At 43.7% G+C, this 25,942-nt stretch carries 25 protein-coding genes; 10 read left to right on the forward strand and 15 right to left on the reverse strand.

From position 1 onward, the window contains the following. Window positions 1-83: 83 nt before the first annotated feature. From SWOO_RS20415 to SWOO_RS20445, 7 genes are all read right to left on the reverse strand, one after another. Window positions 84-1,385, reverse strand: coding sequence for an ATP-binding protein (locus tag SWOO_RS20415; RefSeq protein ID WP_012326564.1), 1,302 nt, complete (start codon window positions 1,383-1,385; stop codon window positions 84-86). Beyond that, entirely contained in the window at window positions 1,382-2,086 is a 705-nt protein-coding gene (locus tag SWOO_RS20420) for a response regulator (protein ID WP_012326565.1), read from the reverse strand. Before SWOO_RS20420 ends, SWOO_RS20415 begins: the two co-directional genes overlap by 4 nt. Before the next feature lie 2 nt (window positions 2,087-2,088). Beyond that, window positions 2,089-2,478 carry a DUF3019 domain-containing protein gene (locus SWOO_RS20425; RefSeq protein ID WP_012326566.1) on the reverse strand — a complete coding sequence of 130 codons (390 nt, stop codon included), beginning with the start codon at window positions 2,476-2,478 and terminating at the stop codon, window positions 2,089-2,091. A gap of 7 nt (window positions 2,479-2,485) precedes the next feature. Next, window positions 2,486-3,316, reverse strand: a complete 831-nt coding sequence (locus SWOO_RS20430; protein ID WP_229377442.1) for a MipA/OmpV family protein — start codon at window positions 3,314-3,316, stop codon at window positions 2,486-2,488. A 249-nt stretch (window positions 3,317-3,565) separates the two neighbouring features. Then, window positions 3,566-4,279 carry a hypothetical protein gene (locus tag SWOO_RS20435; protein WP_012326568.1) on the reverse strand — a complete coding sequence of 238 codons (714 nt, stop codon included), beginning with the start codon at window positions 4,277-4,279 and terminating at the stop codon, window positions 3,566-3,568. Further along, the gene (locus SWOO_RS20440; protein ID WP_195742821.1) at window positions 4,264-4,800 is read right to left on the reverse strand and encodes an RNA polymerase sigma factor; all 537 of its coding nucleotides are present in this window, start codon (window positions 4,798-4,800) and stop codon (window positions 4,264-4,266) included. The genes SWOO_RS20435 and SWOO_RS20440 overlap by 16 nt, the downstream gene beginning before the upstream one ends. 50 nt (window positions 4,801-4,850) lie before the next feature. Next, window positions 4,851-5,447, reverse strand: coding sequence for a YceI family protein (locus SWOO_RS20445; RefSeq protein WP_012326570.1), 597 nt, complete (start codon window positions 5,445-5,447; stop codon window positions 4,851-4,853). Between the two features lie 175 nt (window positions 5,448-5,622). Here SWOO_RS20445 and SWOO_RS20450 point away from each other — a divergent pair, with 175 nt between their 5' ends. After that, on the forward strand, window positions 5,623-6,246 hold the full coding sequence (locus tag SWOO_RS20450; protein ID WP_012326571.1) for a 5-formyltetrahydrofolate cyclo-ligase: 624 nt from the start codon (window positions 5,623-5,625) through the stop codon (window positions 6,244-6,246). On the opposite strand, the gene SWOO_RS20455 is transcribed toward SWOO_RS20450, so the two are convergent. Next, a complete protein-coding gene (locus SWOO_RS20455; protein WP_012326572.1) occupies window positions 6,243-7,031 on the reverse strand; it encodes a substrate-binding periplasmic protein in 789 nt (262 codons plus the stop codon). The two genes, SWOO_RS20450 and SWOO_RS20455, sit on opposite strands and share 4 nt — an antisense overlap. A gap of 134 nt (window positions 7,032-7,165) precedes the next feature. On the opposite strand from SWOO_RS20455, the gene SWOO_RS20460 reads away from it, so the two are divergent. Further along, window positions 7,166-7,645 carry a copper resistance protein NlpE gene (locus SWOO_RS20460; protein ID WP_049774392.1) on the forward strand — a complete coding sequence of 160 codons (480 nt, stop codon included), beginning with the start codon at window positions 7,166-7,168 and terminating at the stop codon, window positions 7,643-7,645. A 98-nt stretch (window positions 7,646-7,743) separates the two neighbouring features. Here SWOO_RS20460 and tnpA read toward each other — a convergent pair whose 3' ends face one another. Further along, window positions 7,744-8,178, reverse strand: coding sequence for an IS200/IS605-like element ISShwo2 family transposase (gene tnpA, locus SWOO_RS20465; protein WP_012323117.1), 435 nt, complete (start codon window positions 8,176-8,178; stop codon window positions 7,744-7,746). 154 nt (window positions 8,179-8,332) lie between these two features. After that, window positions 8,333-9,001, reverse strand: coding sequence for a uracil-DNA glycosylase (gene ung, locus SWOO_RS20470; RefSeq protein WP_012326574.1), 669 nt, complete (start codon window positions 8,999-9,001; stop codon window positions 8,333-8,335). A 116-nt stretch (window positions 9,002-9,117) separates the two neighbouring features. Here ung and SWOO_RS20475 point away from each other — a divergent pair, with 116 nt between their 5' ends. Together SWOO_RS20475 and SWOO_RS20480 are read left to right on the forward strand one after the other, a co-directional pair. Beyond that, window positions 9,118-9,681 carry a pilus assembly FimT family protein gene (locus tag SWOO_RS20475; RefSeq protein WP_012326575.1) on the forward strand — a complete coding sequence of 188 codons (564 nt, stop codon included), beginning with the start codon at window positions 9,118-9,120 and terminating at the stop codon, window positions 9,679-9,681. Between the two features lie 84 nt (window positions 9,682-9,765). After that, window positions 9,766-10,095: a DUF3144 domain-containing protein gene (locus tag SWOO_RS20480; protein ID WP_012326576.1), complete on the forward strand. Its 330-nt coding sequence runs from the start codon at window positions 9,766-9,768 to the stop codon at window positions 10,093-10,095. A gap of 54 nt (window positions 10,096-10,149) precedes the next feature. Here SWOO_RS20480 and SWOO_RS20485 read toward each other — a convergent pair whose 3' ends face one another. After that, window positions 10,150-10,764, reverse strand: coding sequence for a LysE family translocator (locus SWOO_RS20485; RefSeq protein ID WP_012326577.1), 615 nt, complete (start codon window positions 10,762-10,764; stop codon window positions 10,150-10,152). A gap of 222 nt (window positions 10,765-10,986) precedes the next feature. Further along, the gene (locus SWOO_RS20490; protein ID WP_012326578.1) at window positions 10,987-13,620 is read right to left on the reverse strand and encodes a TonB-dependent receptor plug domain-containing protein; all 2,634 of its coding nucleotides are present in this window, start codon (window positions 13,618-13,620) and stop codon (window positions 10,987-10,989) included. A 462-nt stretch (window positions 13,621-14,082) separates the two neighbouring features. Here SWOO_RS20490 and SWOO_RS20495 point away from each other — a divergent pair, with 462 nt between their 5' ends. The 4 genes from SWOO_RS20495 to SWOO_RS20510 all read left to right on the forward strand — a co-directional run bounded on the left by SWOO_RS20495 (window position 14,083) and on the right by SWOO_RS20510 (window position 19,628). Next, entirely contained in the window at window positions 14,083-15,543 is a 1,461-nt protein-coding gene (locus SWOO_RS20495; protein WP_012326579.1) for a sigma-54 interaction domain-containing protein, read from the forward strand. 193 nt (window positions 15,544-15,736) lie between these two features. Continuing rightward, complete coding sequence (ccoG, locus tag SWOO_RS20500) at window positions 15,737-17,227, forward strand: cytochrome c oxidase accessory protein CcoG (protein WP_012326580.1); 1,491 nt, start codon at window positions 15,737-15,739, stop codon at window positions 17,225-17,227. A gap of 261 nt (window positions 17,228-17,488) precedes the next feature. Beyond that, window positions 17,489-19,102, forward strand: coding sequence for an AMP-binding protein (locus tag SWOO_RS20505; protein ID WP_012326581.1), 1,614 nt, complete (start codon window positions 17,489-17,491; stop codon window positions 19,100-19,102). 256 nt (window positions 19,103-19,358) lie between these two features. Then, window positions 19,359-19,628 carry a hypothetical protein gene (locus SWOO_RS20510; RefSeq protein ID WP_012326582.1) on the forward strand — a complete coding sequence of 90 codons (270 nt, stop codon included), beginning with the start codon at window positions 19,359-19,361 and terminating at the stop codon, window positions 19,626-19,628. A 218-nt stretch (window positions 19,629-19,846) separates the two neighbouring features. Here the strand turns inward: SWOO_RS20510 and SWOO_RS20515 are convergent, their stop codons facing one another. After that, window positions 19,847-20,632 carry an AraC family transcriptional regulator gene (locus SWOO_RS20515; protein ID WP_012326583.1) on the reverse strand — a complete coding sequence of 262 codons (786 nt, stop codon included), beginning with the start codon at window positions 20,630-20,632 and terminating at the stop codon, window positions 19,847-19,849. Window positions 20,633-20,725: 93 nt separating this feature from the next. Here SWOO_RS20515 and SWOO_RS20520 point away from each other — a divergent pair, with 93 nt between their 5' ends. Further along, the gene (locus SWOO_RS20520) at window positions 20,726-21,532 is read left to right on the forward strand and encodes a sulfite exporter TauE/SafE family protein (protein ID WP_012326584.1); all 807 of its coding nucleotides are present in this window, start codon (window positions 20,726-20,728) and stop codon (window positions 21,530-21,532) included. Window positions 21,533-22,374: 842 nt separating this feature from the next. Further along, window positions 22,375-22,923 carry a hypothetical protein gene (locus SWOO_RS20525; RefSeq protein ID WP_012326585.1) on the forward strand — a complete coding sequence of 183 codons (549 nt, stop codon included), beginning with the start codon at window positions 22,375-22,377 and terminating at the stop codon, window positions 22,921-22,923. Window positions 22,924-23,390: 467 nt separating this feature from the next. Here SWOO_RS20525 and SWOO_RS20530 read toward each other — a convergent pair whose 3' ends face one another. Both SWOO_RS20530 and hutZ read right to left on the reverse strand, forming a co-directional pair. Then, on the reverse strand, window positions 23,391-25,217 hold the full coding sequence (locus SWOO_RS20530; RefSeq protein ID WP_195742999.1) for an ABC transporter transmembrane domain-containing protein: 1,827 nt from the start codon (window positions 25,215-25,217) through the stop codon (window positions 23,391-23,393). Window positions 25,218-25,338: 121 nt separating this feature from the next. Beyond that, window positions 25,339-25,932 (reverse strand): heme utilization protein HutZ, encoded by a 594-nt coding sequence (hutZ, locus tag SWOO_RS20535; RefSeq protein ID WP_012326587.1) that lies wholly within the window; start codon window positions 25,930-25,932, stop codon window positions 25,339-25,341. Window positions 25,933-25,942: the final 10 nt, after the last annotated feature.

Here is a 25,942-nt window from a genome sequence, read left to right on the forward strand (position 1 = left end):
AGTAGCAACTGCATTGAATATAAGCGCCTTACTTTAAGGCGCTTTCTCTTTTACAATTTTTAATTAAGACGGTTTATAAAGTTCTATTTTTCTGAGCCTTTAAAAGATGTAAACCTAAGCGACATGCGCGCACCACCAAGCGTAGGAGCATGGCCAATCGCTAATGTTGAACCCATCCACAAACCAATACGGCTTACAATTGCCAGCCCCATGCCATGTCCAGAATTATCACGACTCTGTTTACCACGAACAAAAGGTTTAATGATCTGCTCAGCTTCCTCTGCATCTATGCCTGGACCGTCATCATCAATATGGATCCACACTTGATCAGCCTCGACCACCAGCAATACTTGCACCTTTGATTGACCAAAGCCTTGAGCATTATTGAGCAAGTTACTCACTTGCATCGATAAATATTTAGGATCGCTATTAACAATGACTGACTGAGGCAAAGGTACAAAACTAACAGAGCAAGCAGCACTATTGTGCTTAGCGAGTTTCTGCTCTAGCCACGCATTTAGCTCTATCGGTTGAATCTCTGGCTGAATATTAGCTTGATCAAGACGAGCATAGCTTAGAAGCGTCATCACCAGCTCCTCCATAGTGTCGAGATCTCGATTTAATCGCTGGAAGTATTTCTCTCGTAACTGCTCATTTTGATTCTCCTCTAACACCTCAATACCAAACCTAAGTCGTGCGATTGGTGTTTTCAAATCATGGGACACAGCTCGACTCAGTAGTTTATTATCATCAACTAACTGCTGGATCCTATCCGCCATACGATTAAATTCGGTCTCTATTGAACCTATATAGGAGGTCTTATTAAGTTTGATTCTTTGCCCTAACTCTCCCATACCAAACGCTTTAGCAGTTTGGCTTAAATTCAGTAGCTGACGGATCAAGGGGGATACCCACAAGAATAAAATAGCAACCACACCCACATAAAAGATCATGGTATAGAGCTTATTTAAACTTAAGCTATCATCAGTTGACGTCACCAATTTGGTACTAATGTTGAGCACTTGTCCTGTATTGGGTAATCGGTAATGTAGAGAGATCCCTTCAGCTGACTCAAGTAACAGAGATGCTTCGGTATTAAACTGAGATTGCAGTGATGAAGGGAGAATAAACTCTGTTTCGGCTATCAGTGATAGCTTCTCTGAGTTGGATAGATTCCAGCTATCAATAAAACTACCATCGGCTTGATCATTATCTAAGCTTTTCGCTAAGGCAGCCCCAATCAATTTCAGTGCTCTTAGGTGTTCGACCGTTGTTAGCTCTTGTGTATCAGAACTTTGTAGGTTTGCAAATTCACTAATAGACCAACCTAAACTGGCAATTGAGGCTAACACCACTAGAACCAGTGAGGCGATGAGCTTCTTCATAACATTGCTTCATCATCGTCGCGACAAAATAGATAACCTTTTCCGCGAATGGTTTTGATTTTATAGGGCTGACTTTTGGCTTCCTGTAATTTTTTACGTAATCGTGACACTCGAATATCAACCGAGCGGTCAAGGCCATCATACTCTATACCACGAAGCTCAGACACTAAGTCGATACGACTAACCACTTTTCCCGCTTGCAGTGCAAGCAACCAAAATACATCAAACTCATTGGCATTAAGATCTAACAACTCATCATCAACCATGACAGACTTAGCAGCTGCATTTAAGATAAGAGATTCAAATACCAGCTGCTGCTTAAGTTTGTCATCAATGGCACGGCGCAGTAACGCTTTAATACGAGCTAACATAACTTTTGGGCGAATAGGTTTAGTGAGATAATCGTCGGCCCCCACTTCTAGGCCTTGGATCTCATCTCCATCCTCGACACAAGCGGTCATAAATAGAATGGGGCCAGCATAGAATGCACGAGCCTCTTTACATACATCAAAGCCATTTTTAACCGGTAACATAACATCGAGCAAAACAAGATCGGGCTGCTCCTCAGCAATCATCTCTAAGGCAAAGTCTCCTTGACTGGCAACCGTGACTTGATAGCCATGATCGAGTAAGTAATCGCTAACCCACTCAGCCAGCGATATATCATCTTCGACCACCAAAATATGCTTTTCTGCAGACATAGCTAAAATAATCTCCAGCCAGACTGACTCTGTTTAGGTGCTTTATACACCCAAGTCACCACCACCTTAACCTCCGCTAAAGGCTCGGCTTCATCATTTCGGATTAAACTAAAGGTTGTGGTACTGTCGCCTTCGAAACTATATTGATACTTCTGTACTGCTTGACCATTCCAACAGGCTAACTGATGCAGGCTTTGCGACATGACTAAACAGTAACTGCCTACTTGCGGTGTCTGCCACTGAAACAGTACATCCTGATAGCAGGTCTGTCCCTTATGCAACGCAACACATCGCTCAGGGGTTGCAGTAAACACGATTGAGCTATCTTGACTCAAAGCGGGCAAGGGAGTGATTAAACAGAGTAATAGCAACCAGAGGCTTAACTTATCCATACGCCGCCTAAAATACATAGCTGATTGAGGCGTTAAAAAACGACACATGACCAGCTTGATTAAAGGGGCTGTCAGTCACTTCGTCAGACAATACATTGAATCGATACATGGCACGGAATACAAGACTTTCGCTCAGAGGATAAGCAACACCAAACTCCATACCATAATGAAACGAGCTATCGGGGTGATACTCAGGGAATCGTGTTGTCGCCTCATCGCTACTCACACCAAACAGGTGGTTATTCAAGGTCGCCGAAGCGTACTCAACACTGGCCAGCGCATGAAAGTTCCAGTTGCGAACCTGCCAAGATTTCCCTAACCGAGCTGAGCTTTGGAGCCCTTGATCATCATAATAATCACTCACTATGCGATACTGAAATACGTAGTGATCATCCCAATATCGTGTGGCACGAAAGCCTGCCCCAACATAGATGGAGTCTTCTGACATCAAATAGAGATCACGCTCGGCCTCATTGAGCATTTTAGGATCTATTCCTTCTGGACGTGCCCAAGAGCTTTGAAGATTAGCGACTAGAAGGTCGAGCGACCAGTTCTCTGAATTCCAAAAGTTATACCCCAGATTAATGCCATCTTGAGATTGATGTAGCATCTCAACAAAGAGCCCTTTGTACTGGTACATGCCACTTAGTAGCAATGAGGGTTGTATGGTTTGATGATCTGTTTGTCGAACATCAATTTTATTCACCCCATAGACACTCGCTCCCAGTTCAAAGTAACCACCATTAACAAGACGGTTATCTTCTCGTCCAGTAACACTGTTAGCGATATCTGATGCGCGGGAAACTTGAGGCGCAAAGGCCAATATTAGTAAAAGCATCGTCAGAATAAATGGCCAGCGATGAGAAAGATTGTTCATGAAATGACGTTACTTATGAGTAAGTTGTGGAGAGGAGTGAACAAAAGCATAGGTCCATTTGGTTGGCGCATAATGACATCCTTTTATTTTTTACTAAATAGAGGCTCTGTCTTCATATTACGCCAACAAGCTTAAAGCTAAAGCGAAATAGTGTCCACTCTACTCTTGTGCTCTCCTGCGCTAAATGGACTACACAAATTATTGCTATATTTAACTCTGCCACTGTTTTAATGAGAGGCACTTGCCCTGCAAAATCACTCTGCCATTATTATCAGCGATCAGCTCCATCCACACCGCACCTTGAATAAATTGCCATTGGGAGTCTGTCAGCTGAAACTGCTGGGTATCTTGGCTTTGAACTGGCCCCATTGAGCGTTTACGGCCACGGCTATCGGTGATCCATAAACTAGCAGGCTCGGCTGATTCAGACCATGGCTGAGTCAGGTGCAAGGTCATCATCCAAGGAGCATCTTCTGCATCTGTGGCGCGATGAACAGCCGCCGCTAGACTTGCCTCAGTGTCATCAGCATTTAGAATACCGACATAACTGATGGGTACATATTCTGACAAAGTATCTTGGTCAGGAAGATAAACCTGCGCTGTGATTGTCACAAGCAAAGAGAGTGCTAATGCGGCAGAAGTGGCTCTCCAATAGTTAATTTTTTGCCACCAACGCTCTACTTGCCAGCCAAGGCGTAATTGGATCTGTTTCCAACTCTTAGCACTAGGTGCATCTTGCGCCAGATTTGCATTGAGCAGCTTAAAATCGGCCTCAGCAATTAACAGTTGCGCCTCGAGTTCAGGCAGCTGTTGCAGTAATCCTCTCATCCGCAATCGAGCCCGATAGCTCATCAAACCGCTAACATAACTATGAATAAGCTGTTTCTGCAAAGCTGGGTCGTAATACCTTAATGGGATACGCATTGTTGCATGAACTCCATTCCGCGCCTTAACCAAGACTTGATGGTTCCTAGTGGGTGTGACAAAACCCCCACAAGTTCTCGCTGTTCATAACCATAACAGTAACTCAAGATCACTGCTTGGCGCTGATCACCTTTAAGTTGTGATAAACAGTTATCGACTCTGCCTTGGGTGTGGCTACTTGACGAAAACATGTTGCTCTCCGTCACATCAAGTTCTATCTCCCGCTCGGTATGATGCTCAGTTCGACGTTTCGAGCTGCGCCTCAGATGATCCAGCGCTAGATGACGGGCAATAGTGTAGCTCCAGGTATAAGCTCCACTTTTATTCAGATCATAGCGAGAAGCTTGCTCCCAGATCCGCACAAAAGTGTCTTGAAGCAGATCTTCTGCTAGCTGTCGATCATGCATAAGCTGCATTAATACAGGAAAAATCTTAGGCGAAAGACTCAGGTATAAAGACTTAAACGCTTCTCTATCTCCCATCGCCGTTCGCGCTAATAACATCTCGTCAGTTTCGTTCAATTAAAGTGCTCTCTTAACATATCTTTTAAATGAGACCAGTTATCGACCCATTAACGCTCAGTAAAGGTGCCATAAAACGTAATTGGGATCTGTTGATTAATGGATGCTAAGCCCATCACCTCAATGAGTTTCTCAACTCCAAGGTTCATATCGAGTTGCTTAATATCAAGCAAAATAGGCGTAAGCGTGGAAACATGAAGTGCGCCATCGGCACTCTTCACTAGCTGAAGTTCTGCCTTTAATGTTAGTACTTTCCCGTGTGTTTTTAATATCAATGCCTGAGTAATTCCCTTAGGTTTACCTATAGCTAAATCCTTGAGCTCTAATTTCGATATCTGACCTGAAATCTCAACTCTGCTGTATTTCTCCACCTGAAAAACCCAATCACGAAGGCGTTGATCTCGAATTGGTACTTGAGTATTCACACTCTCAAGCTGAACCATTAACATGAATTCTCCGTCATCAGAAACGGTGCCAGATAATGTATTAAAACCTGAAACTTCTGTAATACTCTGTTTATTGATCAACACTTTAGTCGATAAAAAGTTCAACGCAGCTGAGTTTGAATCCAATGTCCATTGAGCAGAGGCTTGAGTTGATCCAAGTAACGCGATAGATAAAAGTAAAGTGGCAAAAGTGGTTTTCATAAATAGCTCTCTTGATTAATAACTACCACTTATACGAACAAGCTCTCTGAGTGGATGCAGATGATTGCATCTATTTTTTAAGGCTTAATTCAATTAAACAAACGCGCCATTACCTTTATCCAAATGGATGGGTAGTGTTAAGCTGATTAAGTAGCATTAGAAAAAGGCGACCGCTTTGCACCAAGGAACCACTCCTCCACAAAAGATGACCAGCTCTGCGACCATAAAACGCAGCGAGATAAGATCCAATATTCGCGCAGCCAGACGCAATATCTCCCCTCAGCAACAAGCTTGTTTTGGTCAGCAAGCCTGTGCACATATGCTCACTAAACTTGAGGAGCTTAAGGTAAAACGTCTAGCCCTCTACCTAACCAATGATGGCGAACTGGACACCCAGCCATTAATTAAGGCTTTATGGCAAAATGATATCGAGGTTTATCTGCCAAGGCTTCACCCCTTTAGTCAAGGCAACCTGCTTTTTTTAGCCTATAGATCAAACACCAGCTTGGTACAAAACTCCCTTAAGATTTGGGAGCCAAAACTGGATATTACTCAGATGATTTTGCCCCATCAATTAGATGTGATTGTCACACCTTTAGTGGCGTTCGATGAGGCTGGAAATCGTATGGGAATGGGTGGGGGATTTTATGACAGAACGCTGATGAATTGGGAGCGAATGGGTTCACCACTTCCTATTGGTTATGCTCATGACTGCCAGCAAGTCAATCGTTTACCTTGTGAGCATTGGGATATCCCCCTGCCAATGATTATCACCCCTACTAAAACATGGAAGTTTTAATTTGCACTGACACTCAGTGGAGTCAGGCCAATATTTGAGGTGATCTTATACTCTTTAAGAACCTTATCTAAGGTGCCATCTTGCCTCATACTCTCTAACCCCAGATTAAACTCTCTGATTAAATTTTGATAACCTGGGATCTGCTTAGAAGCACCGAAATGAAACACTTCAGTGCTCAGTGGCACCCCCACCTCTTCAAAGGCATCGGCATAATCATCTGGGCCAGTACGAATAATGTAACGAGCAAGCTCTCGTCCGATCAACACCAGATCCACACGGCCAAGAAACAGCTTCTTCATATTCAATTCATCCGAGCTGGACTCTTCAGTAAACAGCTTCGCTTGTGTAAAAGGAGCAGGATTTGCGTATCCTCGACCGATCCCGATGCGCAAACCTTGTAGATCTGATAGCTGCTCGTAGCTGATATCCCTGTCCTTTCGCTTATAGAGTACGATATTTAGCGGCACAATAGGTTGGGAGTATTCAGCCCACTCTTCACGCTCTTTGCGATACCAGAGCCCAACGATGCCATCAGCCTTACCTGTTTTAACCAGTAAGGTGGCACGGGTAAAAGGGTAGAATTTATGGGAGACATGATAACCGCGGCGCCCAAAAGCGGTTGCAACGATATAACCTACTGCACCGTTTCTGCGATAACTGTCACTATAAAAAGGCGGATAGTTGGTAGAGACAATATTAAGTGTCTTTTTCTCATCGGCTCCAAATACAGGAGGAACCAGCCAGCCAAGCATCAAAACGACTATACAAGCTGTCTTTAAACTCATTTCTGTTATCCTCCCGTTTTTGAGTTATGCTGCTATCAATAAATTATATGACATTTACAGAAAACCAGTGGCTAAAAACAATCTAGTATTGGATTATTGTTTTAATTTTTCTGCTAAATGGCTTCGTAAGGAAAATGATGAAATTACAATTGATCACACTGCCCCTGTTGGCATTAACCGTTTTAGCATGCTCAGATTTAACCGACAGTAAATCTGCTCCTCAGCCCATTAAAGAGAGTGTAAAAAGCGAAGAGATCGCGCCCCCTATCGCTGTAGGAGATAATAGCCAAAACTCGCTAGACTGGAATGGTCGATACTCAGGCATCACCCCTTGCGCCAGCTGTGAAGGGATTAAGACTGAGCTCATCCTCTACTATGACAACACCTACAAGCTCGTCACTATCTATCTAGGGAAAAGCAGTAAACGTTTCATTGAAACAGGTAAACTTAAATGGAATGAAGCGGGCGCAGCGATAACTCTGCATGCTAACGGAAGTGATCAATCAGGTAATCAATATCAAGTAGGAGAGAATCAACTCTTTATGCTAGATAGAGAGGGGCAACGCATCACAGGTGAGCTTGCGGAGTATTATCGGTTAGCCAAAGAGCAGTAACAGCGATCAAGTATTCAAATATAAAAAGTATCAAAATGTAAAGAATCCACCTTCTGAAGAAGGTGGCTTTGTATTAGCCCCCTAAAAGGGGGCGTTATCTACTTCAAATCTAATTGCGGCTGCTCCTGTTTTTCAACCTTTTCTTGATGCCTTACATATCTTCGAATCACTTCCTCATTAATCCCCACTGTGTCAACAAAGTAACCTCTTTGCCAAAAGTGATTTCCCCATAGCTTATTTTTCCGAAGATACGGATACTTGCTAAACATTTTCAAAGCAATTTTACCTTTTAAAGCACCCATCAACTTTGAAATCGATAGCTTCGGAGGAACTTTGATAACCAGATGTACATGGTCTATTTGTACATTCAACTCTACAACCACACACCCTAACTGCTCACTATAGACATGAATACATCGGTAAACATCTTTTCCTAACTTATTCTTTAAAATCCTAAACCTATACTTAGGTGTCCAAACTATGTGATATTGACATCGCCAATACACATGCGATGCTTTCTCATATCTACTCATGTTTTTTATCCTCTATTACTTCGCTAAAAGTTAGAGTTCAATTAACATGAGTAGATATTCAGGCAAAGCCTAATTGATGATAACCACCTACTGAAGTAGGTGGTTTAGGGCTGAAAATAAAAAGGAGCCATAGGGCTCCTTTTCTATCTGACCACTAAACCTGCCAATTGATCTCAGGGGTTCCAAGTGAGGTTAAGATTTGATTGGTTTTCGAAAAGTGCTGACAACCAAAAAAACCTCGGTATGCAGATAGGGGAGATGGGTGCGGACCAGATAAGATATGATGCTGCTTGCCTGTGATAACTTTGCCTTTTTTAATGGCGTGAGCGCCCCATAAAATAAATACAATAGGAGATGTTTGTTGATTTAACAGCTCCATTGCATGTCCAGTAAAGGTTTCCCAACCTGATTTTGCATGTGAATGTGCCTTCCCCTGCTCTACCGTCAACACTGTATTGAGCATCAAAACCCCCTGTTCGGCCCAAGAGGAGAGATGGCCATGCTCTGGAGCTGTAAAACCGGGAATGTCGGTCGCGAGCTCTTTATACATATTCACCAAAGAGGGCGGTATTTTAATACCATGTTTCACCGAGAAACAGAGACCATGAGCCTGATCTGGTCCATGATAGGGATCTTGGCCTATGATCACCACTCTGACTTTATCGAGTGGAGTCAGGTTAAAGGCTGTGAACACCTCAGCTTCAGGAGGAAATACAGCTTTGCCATTTGCACGCTCTGCCAAAACAAAAGCTTGCAGTGCCCTGTAGTAGTCTTGCTCCCTCTCTGCGGCAAGAAAACCATCCCAATCTTTTACTCGTGTCATACTTTCCTCATCATCCATCTTTAGGTAATACAGATTGCCATAAAACCGCAAACCATAATGCGTGCCTCAAAAAAGTGATATAATCCCAGATTAGATTTCACAGGGCTTATTTAAAAATGCATTACCACTCTCCACCCAGAGCATTAACCCAAAACGCAGGCTTTACTTTGATAGAGCTTGTTGTGGTGATCATTATACTCGGGATCCTCTCAGTGGTCGCCCTACCAAAATTTATTAATCTCTCTGAAGATGCTCATGTTTCAGCCGTCGCTGGTACGGGTGGCGCATTTAAATCTGGGATCAACCTAGCAAGGAGTGTCTGGGCAGTGCGTGTAGGCTCAGGCCCAGCAGATGATCTACCTACCTTCGGAGACTCTGAAAGTGGAGAGCTGGACTTCAATGACAATGGCTGGCCAGCACAACATTGGGGAACACCTGACTCAGATGGAGACTCACCCCAACTCGATAATACAGAAGATTGTATCTCAGTATGGGAAACTATCTTTGCAGGTAACGAGCCTAGCGTATCAAGCAGTACGTCAACTGATGAGACGGACTATAAAGCGAACTATATCTCGCCAAACCAGTGTCGCTTTGACTACAGAGATAATCTCAACTTAAGTATCAGTTATGATTCTCGCAACGGCAGTGTCGTCATCGATAAAGATCCCAATAGTTAAACCCTATGGTTTCTTCAAGGCTAAATTAAGTTAAAATCCATGTTAAACCAAAAATATTAACCCGAGTGTAAACAGAGAGGCACCATGTCAGAAGCAGGTAAAGAGACCACCATTTTTCAGTTAGCTGATCAATTTATTGCCCTAGCCAATGAGCTAAGCGCTAAAGAGCAAGATGTTAGTAAAGTCGGTACCGCATTACGCTTTGCCGCTTCGCGCTTTAACGCCTTTGAAGCCGCACTTAAGTCTGCCGATCTAGCTGCAGAGAAAGAGAATGCCCTTGAATGGTTCGTTAATGAGTACAAAGCGATGCTCAACGACAACTTAGACGACCATATCAAGCACCCACCAGTCTCTCACTCTGAGCCCGCTGAAGAACCAGCTCAAGATGACGCAGTGCAGGTTTTCAAAAGCTAAAACCTTTTGAGCTAAGAAAGTTGCGAGTTAACGCTCGCAACTCGAAACTTACAACTAGATAGTCACCAATACCCGCACCGCAAGCAAGATCAATACAACCCCAGATAACTTATCGATCAATGCCGCCTTCGACCTCAGCTTAGGCAATACTGACTTATGGGACAATACTAAGGCGATGATGGTATACCAAAGCCCGTCTACTACGAGAGGAGTTAATACAATCAGTGACTGGCCAACTAGGTTATCAGCAACCATCACAAATTGACTAAACAGCGCCAAAAAGAACAGCATGATTTTAGGGTTAAAAAGTGAAATAGCGATACCGTCACGGGCAGCTTCTAATGCACTGGTATTTTCACCAGCGGCTAACTTATCTGACATCCCACCTTTAGATCTCAAGGCTTGAACGCCCATCCAAGCAAGATAAAGGGCACCTATGATGGCAATGCCATTAAACACCATGGGCGCTTGCTTAAGTACAACCGCCAGACCTAATAGTGTCACTAACGCATAGATACCTATTCCAATAGAGTGCGCCCAGGCACAAATGATCCCTTTGCCTCGACCGCCACCTAAGGTATGCCTGACAACCATGGCCAAACTTGGTCCCGGCGACATAGCGCCTAAACAACAGATAGCCAGTAATCCCAGCCAAGCAGTAAAACTCATGGTGCTCTCCCGAATAAAAGAGCACTAAACGTCTCTTTAAAAGTAATTGAATGGTAAAAGTTGCACCTAGTGTTTGCAAGTAAGCTCTATGCTTTAGTGAATAGAGTTGACGGCAAACGATGAAAATAAAAAGCCCGAACACTTGTTCGGGCTCTGATTTATCGTTTAACTAAACTCTTAGCTAAGCTCTTAACTAATAACTTAACTAACTTAGATAAAGAGTTAGAAGGTGTAGGTGCCTTTAAGGTAGTAGTAACCACCGTTAAAGCCAAATGGCGATGTCTCGTAATAGATACCACCCCACTGGTTATTGGTACAACCGCCACACTCAGCAGCTCCTGCAGGAGTAAAGTCAATCTCAGTGGCATCTTGGTCAAACAAGTTTTGCGCACCTAGAGCAACACTGAAAGAGTCATTGATAAAGTAGCTTAGCTCCATATCTACAGTCACCGCAGCTTCACCAGTATTGATCGTAGCATCGTAATCAACGTGCACACCTTGGTACTCACCGAAATAGTTCACACGGGTAAACAGGTTAAACTGATCCCAGCTCTGACCCCAGGTGAAGGTAGCACGGTGGTTTGGCAGATCGTTCTCTAGGCGAGAAACTTTAAAGTCACCAGTAATATCTGTGTATCTGTCAACTTCTGTCTTATTCCAGTTATAGGCTAGCGCAAAGGTTGAATCTCCCGAAAACAGCTCAGCAGAGTAGTTTGCAACAATATCAACACCTTGAGTGGTGGTATCAAAATCGTTGGTAAAGAAGCTCACCTGCGACAGGCCATCAACATTAGGTACACCGGCAGCTTTCAAAGTTGCCTTATCAGCATCAGTTAACTCAATCTTCTCAGATTGGCTAATACGGTCGTCAACCTTAATGTTGTAGTAATCAACGGTTAAGAAGAAATCTCCTTGAGTATAAACCGTACCAAAAGTGAAACTTTTTGACTCTTCAGGCGTAAGCTCTGTACCACCAAGCTGTGCAGAGATAGGGTTAGTTGGCGGCAGCAACGCCGAGTCAACTAATACACCGCCAGATAAGTTAGTTTGTACATTACTCACATTCGCTTGACCAACTGTTGGCGCACGGAAACCTGTATTAAACGAGCCACGAACTGCAAGCTCATCAATAATATTCCAATTAGCCGCTAGTTTATAATTTACCGTTGAACCGAACGAATCATAATCTTCGTATCTCACAGCAAACTCTGCCACTAAGCTATCAAAAATAGGCATGCTGGTATCTAGGTATATCGCTTTATTCTTACGAGTATATTCACCAGCTGCTGATGGCTGAAAACCAGGGAAACCGTTAGAACCGATACCAAAACCTTGTGAGAATAGCGGGCCAACTTTAAATGAAGCCTCATCACCAGCAACCACTTCAAAGGTTTCATCATGCCACTCTAGGCCCGTCGCGATACTCACGTCATCGGCAAGACCCCAATCGACAAATTTGACAAAGTCGGCATTAAAATTCCACTCAGTCTGAATGTATTTGCCCGGATTAAAATCACGTGGCGAGTCTGGACCCATTGACGCATTTAAGGTATTAACAATTTTATAGCTAGACTCGTTGCTGCCATATGAACCACTAAAGTCATATAAAATGCCTTCAAGGAAGTCCATCTGGAACTCACCTTTAGTACCGGCAACAAGGGAGGTATCGACAATGTTACCACCAAAATTAGGCGTAAAACCTCCAGCTAACCCATTCATCTCATTGAAAGCAAAACAGTTAGGGTTATTCTGAACATTATCAATATAGTCTTGCTGCTGAGTAACATCTGCAGAAGTGATATTGATAACAGGACAGTCAATACCATCACCTAAACCAAGCCCATCGTTGACCTGTCCAACAGGACCAGGAGTTAAGTCTCCAACTAGCAGTGTTGCACCATCATCATTTGAGTAAACACCTGGACGGTTATGGGGGTTACGGTAGTAGAAGCCACCTTTAACATCTCGCTCAGAGTAGTTACCAAAAAGATAAGCCTCTGAATGATCATCGAGATCTAAGCCTAAGTTTGCAAACAGGGTGATATCATCTTTGATCTCAGGAGAGCCCCAGATCTGAGCAGGATTGGCCACGTCTAGCCCAGCATCTGCAAATGCTTGCGCATCGGGGCGCTGTACACTGCGGCTGGTTGGATCGGCATTTTTATACTGGAAGCTCAGGTTAACAAAGCCATCCTCCGTTAGCGGCATACCAATATTGCCAGACAACTCAGTTGTCGCACCATCACCTTCATAGTACTCGCCGGTTTTCACCTCTAAAGAGCCGCCTTCAGCATTATCTTTGAGTACAAAGTTCATCACACCCGCAATCGCATCTGAACCGTATTGTGCCGCCGCACCATCACGAAGTACTTCTACCTGTTTAAGGGCAATACTTGGAATAACTGAGATATCAGGGCCATGTGCACCATCGTTAATACCGCCACCTAGGAAGGCGATCACAGAGGAGCGGTGACGGCGCTTACCATTGAGCAGAATAAGCGTACTATCGGCCGATAAACCACGTAAGTTCGCAGGCCTGACTAAACTTGCTGCATCACTGATAGGGTTGGAGTGTACGTTAAGTGAAGGAACTGCACCTTTTAATATTTCCAGCATATCTGAGTTACCAGATTTACGAATATCATCACCACTGATAATGTCGATAGGAACCGTTGAATCACCGATGGATCTTGGTGTCGCGCGCGAGCCTACCACCGCAATCTTTTCAACATCTTCCAATTTGTCTTTATCATCAGCTGCCGATGCAGCAGATGACGCGAGTGTTCCAGCTAGCGCCATTGATACAGCAAAGCTCAAGGCATTGAAGCCAAACTTCTTCCTGTTTCTTATTGTCATCATTTTTCTCTTTATTATTTTATATATCGTCTCTACCCAAACCTAACCATTTGAATTGGCCTTTTAAGTTCGGGTAACCCCACGGGAACGTAAAACATTCCTGACACATTTCTATAACAAAAGTTTCAGAATTACCATTGCTAAATTAGACAAATATGGTAGTAAAAATGATTTTAGCGACTATTCAACCACTTAAAGAAACAATTAATTAACATAAAATACACGAGAATGGCTTTAAAGCCCCAATATTAAGTATGTTTCAGTTTAAATTTTGTTCACCTCTGATTAGAAGTCAGGTTTTGATGAGAAAATGCTGAAAATTAACGTTAATAGTCAGAAAAAGAATAAGCGCTGATTCATCACCACTACGCATACTCAAAACCTTCCACGCTATTTCGTGACTGAAATAAAAAACGCTATACTGCTAGATACCAGAATGCTGCTAAATGACAAATTAACCCTATGGCCAAAACCAAAGCTCAAGTAGTATCGCTTCAATCTGAATTCCTGCCCGAAAATCAACTTATCCTAAATGCGGTAAGTGAGGGGATATATGGGTTTAACTTAGCGGGAAATGCGGTCTTTATTAATCCGGCAGCCGAGCGGATGACAGGCTGGAAAGCCGAAGAGCTATTAGGCAAGAATATCCATAATTGTCATCACCATAGCCATAGCGATGGCAGTCACTACCCTAAAGAAGACTGCCCTATCTATAACACGCTCAATGATGGTATTGCCCGTGAGATTAGCCATGAAGTATTTTGGCGCAAGGATGGATCTAGCTTCCCTGTGCATTACACCTCGACCCCTGTTTATAAAGATGGGAAGATGATGGGTGTAGTCGCGATATTTCGTGACATCAGTATTCAGAAACAAACAGAAAAGTCTCTCAGAGAAGCCCTAGAGCAGGTTCAAGCCCTTTCTGAAACCCTCTCCTCTGAGAATCAATACCTCCAATTAGAGCTAGCGGATAGAACAGGAGATGTGGGGATCTCCGGTAATAGTCCTAAAATAAAACAGTTAATTCAGCAAATTAAACTCGTTGCCAATACCGAAAGTACCGTGCTTATCAGTGGCGAGAATGGCACAGGTAAAGAGTTGGTCGCCCGTAACTTACATAAACTAAGTAAACGTGCAGATAAGCCTCTGGTCTGTGTTAACTGCGCCGCTTTCTCAGCTGGTTTACTGGAGAGTGAACTTTTTGGTCATGAAAAAGGCGCCTATACAGGGGCAACAAATCGGCGTAAAGGTCGATTTGAGCTAGCCAATAAAGGGACTCTGTTTCTGGATGAGGTCGCCGAGTTAAGCCTTGAAGCTCAATCTAAGCTGCTTAGGGTCATTCAGGAGCAGGAGTTTGAGCGGGTTGGTAGTAGTGAGACCATTAAAGTCGATATAAGGCTTATCACCGCCACTCATCACGACCTTCTAAAACGAGTTGAGCAAGGCCTGTTTCGTATGGATCTCTATTATCGTCTCAATGTCTTCCCAATTCAGGTTCCCGCTCTAAGGGATAGACTCAGTGACATACCTGAGCTAGTGAGCCACTTAATTCAGGATTTGAATAGGAAATTGGGCAAAAAGATCACCCGAGTCAGTCAACAAGGGTTGAAAAAGTTGATGCTACACACCTGGCCGGGTAACGTTCGTGAGCTTCAAAATGTGCTCGAACGAGAAACCATACTCTCACAAAGCCCTGTGCTTAAACTCGCGCAACTACCAGCCATTCAGGCTCCCCAACAGAAGCAAAGTTCAAATTCAACCAATCAGACCTTAGCTGAGATGGAGAAAAAACATATCACTCGCGTGTTGCAGCAAACAAAATGGCGGATCTCAGGCGCGTTAGGTGCAGCATCAGCTTTAGGCTTACCCCCTAGCACACTCAGATCTCGCATGAAAAAACTGAATATTGAGCGACCTCTATAATACCAATCAGTATAAACCTATCATCTTTACATAAAGCACGACATATCAAGAATATGCGATATATCGTGAGTTTATAGTTGCACCAGTAACTTTAAACTGATTAAATTCAAAAGGTTACAATCAATTCATTTTGGCCTACTGTTTGCTATGAGTGAGGGAAGTGTTGAGTATGTTTCCCCCTTAGAGAGATCAGATGAGCAATAACAAAACAAGCCATAACAATATCGATCCCGTCACCGCCTCCTCCGCTCAAGCAGTGCACAGGTACCCTGCACCTGAGCAGCGCATTGAGTTTAGAGAGATCCCTATCTCTCCAGCACCTCAATCGGTCAAACACAGTAAGAAAACGCCATTAGCCTCGGGTAAAATCCATATTCGTGAGCAGAAAGGCAGATTTCAACGAATACGCACCGCCACTAACAGCCTCCTGGTTATCCTCTTTTTCCTACTGCCTTTTATCTCCTACCAAGGCCATCAAGCCATACTGTTCAACTTAAGTGAGCAGCAATTTATCTTCTTTGGCACCACACTCTGGCCTCAGGATTTTACTGTGTTAGCTTGGGTCTTTATTGCCGCAGCCTTTCTGCTTTTCTTTACCACAGTGTTTTGGGGCAGAGTCTGGTGTGGCTACCTCTGCCCCCAGACAGCATGGACCTTTATGTATGTCTGGATAGAGACACGTTTAGAGGGCAATCAAAATAAGCGGATCGCACTAGACAAAGCCCCCTGGACTCGTCAAAAAATCGTAAAAAGAGTGGCTAAACACACAGCTTGGGGGCTTACCGCCCTACTAACAGGCTGCGCCTTTATCGCCTATTTTGTCCCTGCACGGGAACTTTATAGCGATATTTTTAGCTTAGAGGCCAGTTTTTGGGTCACAACTTGGGTATGGTTTTTCGCTATCTGTACCTATCTTAATGCGGGCTGGATGCGCGAGCAGATGTGCCTACACTGCTGCCCATACTCTCGATTTCAATCGGTAATGTTTGACGCCAATACCAAAACGGTTACCTATGATGCCAACCGAGGTGAAAGCCGAGGTGCAAGAAAACGTAAACAGGAGACAGAGTTAGGCGACTGCGTCGACTGTCACCTTTGCGTCGATGTTTGCCCAACGGGGATCGATATCCGCAATGGTTTGCAATATGAATGCATCAACTGCGGGGCTTGTGTCGATACCTGTAACCAAACCATGGACAAATTTGGCTACCAAAAAAACCTTATATCCTATGTCAGCGAGAACTCACTTAAAGGTAAAAGCCAGCCTATTTATACCTCACTTAAATTTATTGGATACGGTCTCTCAGCCTTTATCATGCTAGTTGTGATAGGTGTAGACATGGCTAATAAGAGTGATATACAGCTCAATGTGCTTCGTGACAGACAAAATCTATATCGGGAAACGGCCCAGAGCCAGATAGAGAACAGCTACACCCTCAAAATACGCAATAAAACCCAGCAAACTAGGCAATATCGACTCTCAATAGACAAACCTCAGCTTATGTTAGTAGGTAGTGCTGAGCTGGTGATAAAACCTGGAGAGCAGCTGGATTATCCAGTCACACTCAAAACCGATACCGATCAGCTTATGTCGACACGCACCCCGATCACATTTTCTGTTACTGACATCAGCCAAACTGACAGTAGCGTATCTCAACAATCCAACTTTTTTGGGCCGCTCTAGCTCGCTACCATCATGGGGTTACACGCTAACCCCATACTTTGCTAAATAAAAATATCTTCTCAAACCAGAGCTGAGTATAAACTCTAATCCTTACAAACTGATAGCAAGCATTTCAACCATGATCTATTTCGTAATTCCTATTGACCTAAGGCTATTTTTAGCACTAATCTAAACACCTGTTTGATTTTATAAAAATAGAAGCTCAAAGCAGACAAACGGTGTTTTTAAGAAAGTCTTCAATACTTTAAAAGGGCAATCAGCATGGCGTACGACTCAGATCAGCAACTTGACCTCACCCAATACACCTCTCTTATCGATCTGATAGAGCAGACAAGTGATAGGTACGGTGACAAAACGGCTTATGCTTGCCTTGGACACCACACATCGTTTAGCGAAATAGAGCGAGACTCGCGTTACTTTGCCGCCTACCTCCAGAGCATTGAAGGCTTAAATGTCGGTGATCGCATCGCCATCCAGCTGCCCAATATTACTCAGTTTGTTATTGCCGCCTATGGTGCTATACGAGCAGGAATGGTGATAGTAAACACTAACCCACTCTATACAGAGCGTGAACTCATTCATCAATTTAACGACTCTGGCGCCAAAGCATTAGTGGTACTGTCAGATCTTCTGCCCACACTAACAAACGTGGTCGCCAAAACCGATATAGAGACAGTGATCTCAACCCATGCTCTTGATCTACACGCACCACAAGAGCAGGCTCAGCCTCAACCAGAGGTTCCCTTTGCGACACTGACATTCCATCATATTTTGAGCCAAGGGGCTGAACTTAACTACCAGCCAATTACCAGCCAACTTGAACAACTTGCCGCCCTGCAGTACACAGGTGGCACTACGGGACTCTCTAAAGGTGCCATGTTGAGCCACGGCAACCTTATCGCTAATGCCATGCAGATAAAATCCCGTGTCGGCGACAAGCTTATCAAGGGTGAAGAGATTTTCGTTGCTCCGCTTCCCATCTACCATATCTACGCGTTTATGGTGAACTTGGTGCTCTATTTTGAGCGAGGTGCCTGCTCGGTACTAATCCCCAATCCCAGAGATATCTCATCACTAATCCAAACCATCTCTAACTACAAATTCAGCGGTTTTGCAGGCTTAAACACACTCTTTGTTGGCCTCTGTCATCAGCCAGAGTTTAAAGCCTTAGACTTTTCTCACCTCAAAGTGACCATCTCAGGCGGCACCGCCCTGACCCAAGCAGCGGCAAATGTATGGCAACAAACCACAGGCTGCACCATCTCTGAAGGTTATGGACTCTCTGAAACCTCACCCGTTGTATCACTTAACTCACCAGGGCTTGAACAGATAGGCACCATAGGCAAGCCAGTCATTGGCACTGAGGTCAGGATTCTCGATACCGATGATAACGAGGTTCCATTAGGTGAAAGTGGCGAAGTAGCAGTACGCGGTCCTCAAGTGATGCAAGGCTACTGGAACAAACCAGAGGAAACCGCCAAGGTGATGACCCAAGATGGGTTCTTTAAAACTGGCGATATCGGCGTAGCAACCAGCGACGGCTTCCATAAAATAGTCGACCGTATCAAAGATATGATCATAGTCTCAGGTTTTAACGTCTACCCCAACGAGATTGAAGATGTGCTCTCCAACCACGACGCTATCTTAGAGTGTGCCGTTATCGGCGTAAAAGATGAACGTGCAGGCGAAAAGGTCAAAGCGGTTATCGTATTAAATGATCAAAGTTCAGACCAAGAAGCAGCCAGAGCAGAGCTTGAAAGCTACTGCCGAGCACAGTTAACTGCCTATAAAGTCCCTCGCATTATCGAATTTGTTGATGCCCTACCTAAATCAACGGTCGGCAAGATCCTAAGACGAGAACTAAGGGAAGGCTAAGATAAAGCGGCGAGTTCCTAGGACCTAGAACCTAGGAGCTCGAATACCGACCTCCCCATTCCAATCATCCTTGAGTGCAAAACTAGCCTCAATTACAGATCTAGCCTCTTCAGCGACAATGCCCCATATTTTCACGTCAGCTAAAATGCTGTGCCTTTAGAGTTCCATCAACAAAAATTTTGTTATCTTCAAAGCGATGACTCCCCTATCTACACATGTGGCATAATGGTGTTAAGTAGATAACAGAGAAGTGACAGTGGACAATCAACAAGACAACTACATGACTGAAGAGACATTAATTGAGACAGTCGAAAACCAGATAGCCGATGGAGAGCCTAAGAAGGTCAAAGCGACCTTGATGCGTTTGGTCATGACAGGAACACCTCGTGAAGAAGCGATTAAATGGATAGCCTGCGCACTAGCTGTCGAAATATTCGATATCATGGAAAACGAGGCCTCTTTTAACGCAAAACGTTATGACCAACATTTGGATGCACTACCCAATATGGATTGGTTAGACGACTGATAAGACCCTTCAAGAATTAGCCAGCCTTCGAATGAAGGCTGATTACACTTCTTCGTGTTAACTTTTGGCTGAAGTGGTATTGGCTTGTGATGTGAAGGTCAATCCTTCATTGCTGTAAATGACTCCTTTGGCCCTTATTCTGAGCTTTTATTGTGCAAAAAATAGAATCCAACTTGAAACTTTTAGAGCCTTTGCTATGGGGAGATGTAGTTAAAAATTTAACCTAGCTGACTATAAAACCCTGGTGTTACTCCGGTAAGTTTTCGGAACATGTAGATAAAAGATGAAGGAGACTCATAACCAAGATTAAGTGATATATTGCTAACCGTTTCTCCAGAAGATAATTTGGTGATTGCTACTTGAACATTAAATCTTTGCCTCCATTCACTATAAGTTAAGCCCGTTTCATTTTTAAATAGCCGTGATAACGTGCGAGCCGAAGCACCAACAATGTTCCCCCATTGTACTAAGTTATTACGATTTGACGGTTCGAGCTGTAACTGAGTTAGTATCGCAAGCAGCCTAGAATCCTTTGGATAAGGAAGTTGTAAGGGTATTTTTATCGCGACAATTAGCTTATCTCGAATAAGTCTGAGTAGTCGGCCATCGACACCAGACCATTCATAGTCTCCATCAATGCTCTTAGATTCTACAATCAATACCTTCAAAAAAAACTCCACATTGAGTACACAACAACACTCAGGAAACCCGCTAAGAACAGTATTGTCAAAATAGAAACTCGTCAACTCCACATCACTTATTGCCGTCACTTCATGGCAGGTATTGGGGGTCACCCAAACCCCTTGCTCAGGTGGCACTATATAACGACTTACTGTAGTCGCAACAGCTAGCACTCCACGACTTGCATAAACAAACTGACCCCAAGTATGGCGATGTTTCTTAACGGTTGAATGAATAAACAACTCTCGATTTACAACCACGATAGGTCTAGAAAGAGGCTTCATAGACTCATTCGATGGGGTAAGTTCAATCATTTTTGGCATATAATCGATATTTGTTTACAAATAATCGATACCTTACCATTCTCAAATTTCTTTAGCATTGATTTCTTAGACTAGATAAGTTGGAAAAATAAGATGTTTCAAATTGATGTTATATGCTCATTTCTATTATTAGGGGCACTTGTAGGCTTTGCAGCGGGTCTATTCGGTATTGGCGGTGGGGGGATAATGGTGCCTATGTTGACTGCCATATTTTTAAACCAAGGTATTGCAATGAATACTGTCGTTCCCTTAGCTTTGGGGACATCAATGGCAGCAATTATCGTTACATCACTATCAAATTTACGTGCTCACAATGCTAAAAAAGGTATCCTTTGGCCTGTCGTTACGAACATGTTACCTGGGATTTTCTTGGGAACTTTCGCCTCAACCTTTATCGCTTCTAAAGTCGATGCCTTTTATCTCGCACTTTTTTTTGCCCTATTTATGGCTTATGTGTCGATGAAAATGTTATTCAGTAAAACAGTTAAGTCAGATCAAAGAATACCAAATACAGGAAATATGTTTTTGGCAGGCTCAGGAATTGGTGCAATATCAGCATTGGTTTCTATTGGAGGCGGATCGCTAACTGTCCCCTACTTAGCAGGGCGAAGCATTGAAATAAAAAAAGCAATTGGCACTTCAGCAGCCATTGGACTCCCCATCTCAGTAGCAGGAACATTAGGCTACTTAATTCACGGCTGGAATAGTACTTCACTTATAAACTATGCGGTCGGTTATATTTATCTCCCAGCGGTACTCTTAATTTCTATAACAAGTTTTTTAACGGTACCTTACGGGGTTAAACTGGCATATTACCTTCCAGTTACCATACTCAAAAAAATGTTTGCGCTACTGCTTATTCTCATTAGTCTCAATATGGTTATATCAATACTTGATTGAGAAAGTTGAACAATAAATAGGAAATAAATAGGGCCACCCACAATAAATTGTGTTGAATACTTCCATGTAAGCTCGACGACAGCATCTGACCCAAAAGGATGTGGGAAATGCCGGAAAATGTAGGGAACATTTCTGGCCATGCTGTCAAAACTCGCAGCCGCACCTACACCCGTTCATTTGTCTCTTCGATTTATCTTTACTTGGTAGGGTTTCGTAACTGATTACTGCCCCAAAGTTGGCTAACCTTCGAATGAAGGCTGATTACATTTTCTTGTTTAGCTTCTGGCTGGTTTGATATTTGGTGTTGTGTTTGAAGGTTGTACCTTCATTGTTATCTATCGCCTCCAGCGGGGGAATATGCAGTTACTTCTGCGAGACGCTGTGAAGCCATCCATGGCCGCTTTACGGTTTCATCCTTGAAACCAAAACTCGCAGCCGCATCTACACCTGTTCATTTTTCTCTTCGATGTGGCTTTATCTCTTTATGTCTTAGTGTCAGTAATTTTCCCTACGCAGCACTGACCTCTATGTAATGCTTTTTCTCATCAGTCGGGAAGATACGGGGGCTGTCTAGCAATGATTCTATAGCAACCATAAGAGAATTAAGGCGTTTCTTGTGGATGGAAGAGCATTGATTGGTGAGTGATTCATGTAGTATTGTAATGTCGCTCATGGTGTTGTTCTAGTTTGTTTTTGGCCAGATTAATTAGCTCAAACAGCACCATGCGTGTCTACTAATTGATTGTAAAAAAATTATCTGGGGACTTCCTAGCTGCGGGCGTTATATTTTCACTCAATAGTCTGCAATATCGCAGGTAAATTTAATTAATAAAGGAATACTAATGAAATTTATAAAAAGTACTTTAGCAATGGCAACTTGTTTCTATCTAGCGGGTTGTGCATCAGGCGCTCAAGTAGAAAATATGATTTATAAGGGCGATAAGCATGAATACTCTTCTGAAATTAAAGAAAATGTAATGCTATCTTCCGTGACTGGCGGAGAAGAAACGAACCCAGTGTGGACTTCGGAAATCAGTGATGAAGCATTTTCTGGTGCCATAAAACAGAGTCTAAAAAATGAAGGGCTATATTCAGAAGATGGTAAATACGATTTATCTGTTGAAATGCTGGAAATAGATCAGCCAAGTTTTGGGTTTGATATGACAGTTACTACAATCGTTAAATATGTTCTAACAGATAAAGCGTCTGGTGAAGTGATTATTGACAAGGAAGTAAACGCACCTTATACAGCTACTGTAGGAGATGCCTTCTCTGGAGTAAAAAGGTTAAGATTGGCTAATGAAGGTTCTAGTCAAGAGAATATTAAAGGGTTGCTTGCTTTATTGTCTGAGTTAAATTTAGGCATCGACCAAGTAAGTATGGCCAAATAAAAAGCATAACAAAAGACTATGGCGTCAATAGCTAAATGCATAACTTTGGCGCTTCCCTTACTCGTCCCTAGAAAAGCCATCTCACAGCATTGAAATTAGCAAAATCCAAAAAACCATACCTTTTTACAACATCAAACACTTCTTATTAAAGAGCAACTAGGTCGTAACTAATCGGCTGAAGTCGAAGAGATAAACACTCAGGTGTGAATGCAGCTGTGGGCGTTGGTGGCAAGGCCGTTCTATGACATCCTGTCACCACGGCATTTGTGAATCCATTCACATCAGATGCCACCGTCGAGCGTATAGGGACATATTTATAGCGCCCCGCAGAAGTATTTACACATCGGCATGCTGCAAGCAATTGATTAATATAGAGGTTACGGTTCCCTATAAACCTCTAAACACCAAAACCAGCCCAATGAAACCAATCAAAAAGATATTTAATGGGCTTATTATCCGATAAGCCCCTAAGTTTCTGTTATCAACTGCAAACTCGCAAACTCACGATAAAGCTCACTCGATTGCATCAACTCTTGATGAGTTCCAGTTGCGACTAGCTCTCCCTTGTCCATCACAAGGATCCTATCGGCATTGAGTACCGTTGCTAGGCGATGGGCGATGATCAGTGTGGTCTTGCCCTCCATCAAGGTTTCCAGCGCTTGCTTAACCTGCTGCTCACTGATGGCATCTAGTGCACTTGTAGCTTCATCGAGTAGCAGTATCGGCCTGTCGGCAAGTATGGCTCTGGCAATGGCGACACGTTGCTTCTGGCCGCCGGATAACCTAACGCCGCGTTCACCTAAATAGGTCTGGTAACCATCACTAAACTCATTGATAAATTCATGGGCTCGAGCGGCCTTACACGCTGCGATCACCTCCTCCTCGCTGGCATCGAGTCTGCCGTAACGCACATTCTCTAGCACACTCATGGCGAAGATGACCGAGTCTTGTGGAACAAGGGCATATTGCTGACGCAGATCTTGAAGCTTCAACTGAGCAATGTCGACCCCATCTAGCTCTATTGCACCACCGTTTAAGTTGTAAAATCTCTGCAGTAGCTCAAACAGGGTACTCTTCCCCGCGCCACTCTCCCCCACTAAAGCAACCCTTTCACCGGGCTGAATATTAAGTGATAAACCGCGGATCACCTCATCACCTAATACTGCTTTGCCGCCACCCTCGCGGATATTTTGATAGGCGAAACGCACCTCTTTTAACTTAAGGCCACCTGTGACCTTAGCCGGTAACAACAAAGGCTGCTCGGCATCAGGAATATCCACAGGGGCTTCTACCAGTTCAATCAGGCGCTCGGCTGCACCAGCCGCTCTTTGAATTTCACCAATCACTTCACTGATGGTGGCAACCGAGCCCGCCACCATCACAGCATAAAACATAAATGCAGACAGCTCGCCGCCAGTAATAGCTCCAATCATCACATCCTGCGCGCCAACCCAAGTGACCAATGAGATAGCTAAAATACTGAGAAACATCACAGTGGAGATTAAGATAGAGCGGTATTTTATTCGGCCACTGGCCGCACTCATCACAGCTTCGACACGGTCGTCAAACAGAGATCTATCCCGCGCTTCATGGGTATAAGCTTGTACTGTGTGTATCTCGTGCAGGGTTTCATCGACATAGGAGCCCAGATCCCCCACTCTATCTTGGCTCTGACGGGAGAGATCTCGCACCTTACGTCCAAAGAAGAAGATAGGTCCTAACACTACTGGTACCGCAAGCAACACTAAGCCAGTCATCTTCAAACTAGTGATCGCCATCATCACGATGCCACCAATTACGGTCACACTTGCCCTAAGCGCCATTGAGAGACTAGAACCGACGACTGATTGCAGCAGAGTTGAGTCAGCAGTAAATCGGGATATCACCTCGCCTGTTCGCAGCTTGGCATAAAAGGCTGGTGAGAGTTTAAGTAGATGATCATACACTTTTAGACGAATATCGGCGCTCACCCGCTCACCCAGCCAGGTCATCAAGTAGAATCGACAAAACACTGCTGAGCTGCTGACGGCTGTGATGCCGATAACTAGGAAGATTATCTGATTCAACCTCTCACCATTATCTTGCAGAAACCCCTCATCCACCATCAAACGAACTCCTTGACCTAAAGAAAGCCAAGAAAGAGAACCGATAAACAGAAATATAATGGCAGCGATAACACGAGTTTTATAGGGACGAAGAAAACCGCCTATCCAGGGAAGTACCGCACGTTTAGCTGACTTATCCCTGTCAGAATGAGTCGGAGCCGTTGCTGTTGTATTTGAACTTACATTCATGGACGCAGAGGAGAGATCTTGGCTCAAGGCTATATCCTTAGGGCAATAACATTAGGAGGTTTTACTAGAATAACAAAACCCACGTATGAACGTGGGTTTTGTTTGTATCAGAAGGTTATTTTTAGATTGCTGCTGTTGAGCTTGTAAACTCAGACTTGGCTGGAGCGCCATGGTGGCCATCGCGCTTCCAATTTACATCAAGTAGTTCAGAGCCTGTCAGGCTAAACGCTTGACCAAAGCCCTTCACATAGAGCCCTTGCTGAGGATTCAATTTAAACAGATTAAAATCACTCAATTTAGCTAGATTATCTATCATCTCACCAAATCGTGCCGAGAGTGCTTCCACCCCCTTGTCGAATCCTAGACTATCTCTTGCAACTAGCTCAGCCACAGCATCGAAAGTGAGTCGCTTACGAGCGAAGACACTTTTAGCCTCCGTCTCATCTTCAAGTAACATCACAGAGACCATTGAAGACTCTTTAAGGTTTACACCATGACGAGCTAGCTCACTGACCAGTATATAAAAGCCGTCATCAGCCAGTGCAAAAGGCGCATAGCTTGCGTTGGGCACACCCGCTTTATTTTGAGTCGCTAACTGTAACGTCGAGCGCTCAGCTTTAAAACTCTCTATCTCAGGCAGCAATCTCTCCCTTAGACGTTGATTTTTCTCTTGAGTAGACACTCCACTCTCACTACTTTTCAGCTCTTGTGACATAATTTTCTCT

Source organism: Shewanella woodyi ATCC 51908 (assembly GCF_000019525.1).
GTDB classification, from domain to species: domain Bacteria; phylum Pseudomonadota; class Gammaproteobacteria; order Enterobacterales; family Shewanellaceae; genus Shewanella; species Shewanella woodyi.

Excerpts from the sequence above, each read along its gene's own strand:
- SWOO_RS20415 (WP_012326564.1), bottom strand. The coding sequence starts at position 1,385 with ATGAAGAAGCTCATCGCCTCACTGGTTCTAGTGGTGTTAGCCTCAATT.
- SWOO_RS20420 (WP_012326565.1), bottom strand. The coding sequence starts at position 2,086 with ATGTCTGCAGAAAAGCATATTTTGGTGGTCGAAGATGATATATCGCTG.
- SWOO_RS20425 (WP_012326566.1), bottom strand. The coding sequence starts at position 2,478 with ATGGATAAGTTAAGCCTCTGGTTGCTATTACTCTGTTTAATCACTCCC.
- SWOO_RS20430 (WP_229377442.1), bottom strand. The coding sequence starts at position 3,316 with ATGCTTTTACTAATATTGGCCTTTGCGCCTCAAGTTTCCCGCGCATCA.
- SWOO_RS20435 (WP_012326568.1), bottom strand. The coding sequence starts at position 4,279 with ATGCGTATCCCATTAAGGTATTACGACCCAGCTTTGCAGAAACAGCTT.
- SWOO_RS20445 (WP_012326570.1), bottom strand. The coding sequence starts at position 5,447 with ATGAAAACCACTTTTGCCACTTTACTTTTATCTATCGCGTTACTTGGA.
- SWOO_RS20455 (WP_012326572.1), bottom strand. The coding sequence starts at position 7,031 with ATGAGTTTAAAGACAGCTTGTATAGTCGTTTTGATGCTTGGCTGGCTG.
- SWOO_RS20460 (WP_049774392.1), top strand. The coding sequence starts at position 7,166 with ATGATGAAATTACAATTGATCACACTGCCCCTGTTGGCATTAACCGTT.
- tnpA (WP_012323117.1), bottom strand. The coding sequence starts at position 8,178 with ATGAGTAGATATGAGAAAGCATCGCATGTGTATTGGCGATGTCAATAT.
- ung (WP_012326574.1), bottom strand. The coding sequence starts at position 9,001 with ATGACACGAGTAAAAGATTGGGATGGTTTTCTTGCCGCAGAGAGGGAG.
- SWOO_RS20475 (WP_012326575.1), top strand. The coding sequence starts at position 9,118 with ATGCATTACCACTCTCCACCCAGAGCATTAACCCAAAACGCAGGCTTT.
- SWOO_RS20480 (WP_012326576.1), top strand. The coding sequence starts at position 9,766 with ATGTCAGAAGCAGGTAAAGAGACCACCATTTTTCAGTTAGCTGATCAA.
- SWOO_RS20485 (WP_012326577.1), bottom strand. The coding sequence starts at position 10,764 with ATGAGTTTTACTGCTTGGCTGGGATTACTGGCTATCTGTTGTTTAGGC.
- SWOO_RS20490 (WP_012326578.1), bottom strand. The coding sequence starts at position 13,620 with ATGACAATAAGAAACAGGAAGAAGTTTGGCTTCAATGCCTTGAGCTTT.
- SWOO_RS20495 (WP_012326579.1), top strand. The coding sequence starts at position 14,083 with ATGGCCAAAACCAAAGCTCAAGTAGTATCGCTTCAATCTGAATTCCTG.
- ccoG (WP_012326580.1), top strand. The coding sequence starts at position 15,737 with ATGAGCAATAACAAAACAAGCCATAACAATATCGATCCCGTCACCGCC.
- SWOO_RS20505 (WP_012326581.1), top strand. The coding sequence starts at position 17,489 with ATGGCGTACGACTCAGATCAGCAACTTGACCTCACCCAATACACCTCT.
- SWOO_RS20515 (WP_012326583.1), bottom strand. The coding sequence starts at position 20,632 with ATGCCAAAAATGATTGAACTTACCCCATCGAATGAGTCTATGAAGCCT.
- SWOO_RS20520 (WP_012326584.1), top strand. The coding sequence starts at position 20,726 with ATGTTTCAAATTGATGTTATATGCTCATTTCTATTATTAGGGGCACTT.
- SWOO_RS20525 (WP_012326585.1), top strand. The coding sequence starts at position 22,375 with ATGAAATTTATAAAAAGTACTTTAGCAATGGCAACTTGTTTCTATCTA.
- SWOO_RS20530 (WP_195742999.1), bottom strand. The coding sequence starts at position 25,217 with ATGAATGTAAGTTCAAATACAACAGCAACGGCTCCGACTCATTCTGAC.
- hutZ (WP_012326587.1), bottom strand. The coding sequence starts at position 25,932 with ATGTCACAAGAGCTGAAAAGTAGTGAGAGTGGAGTGTCTACTCAAGAG.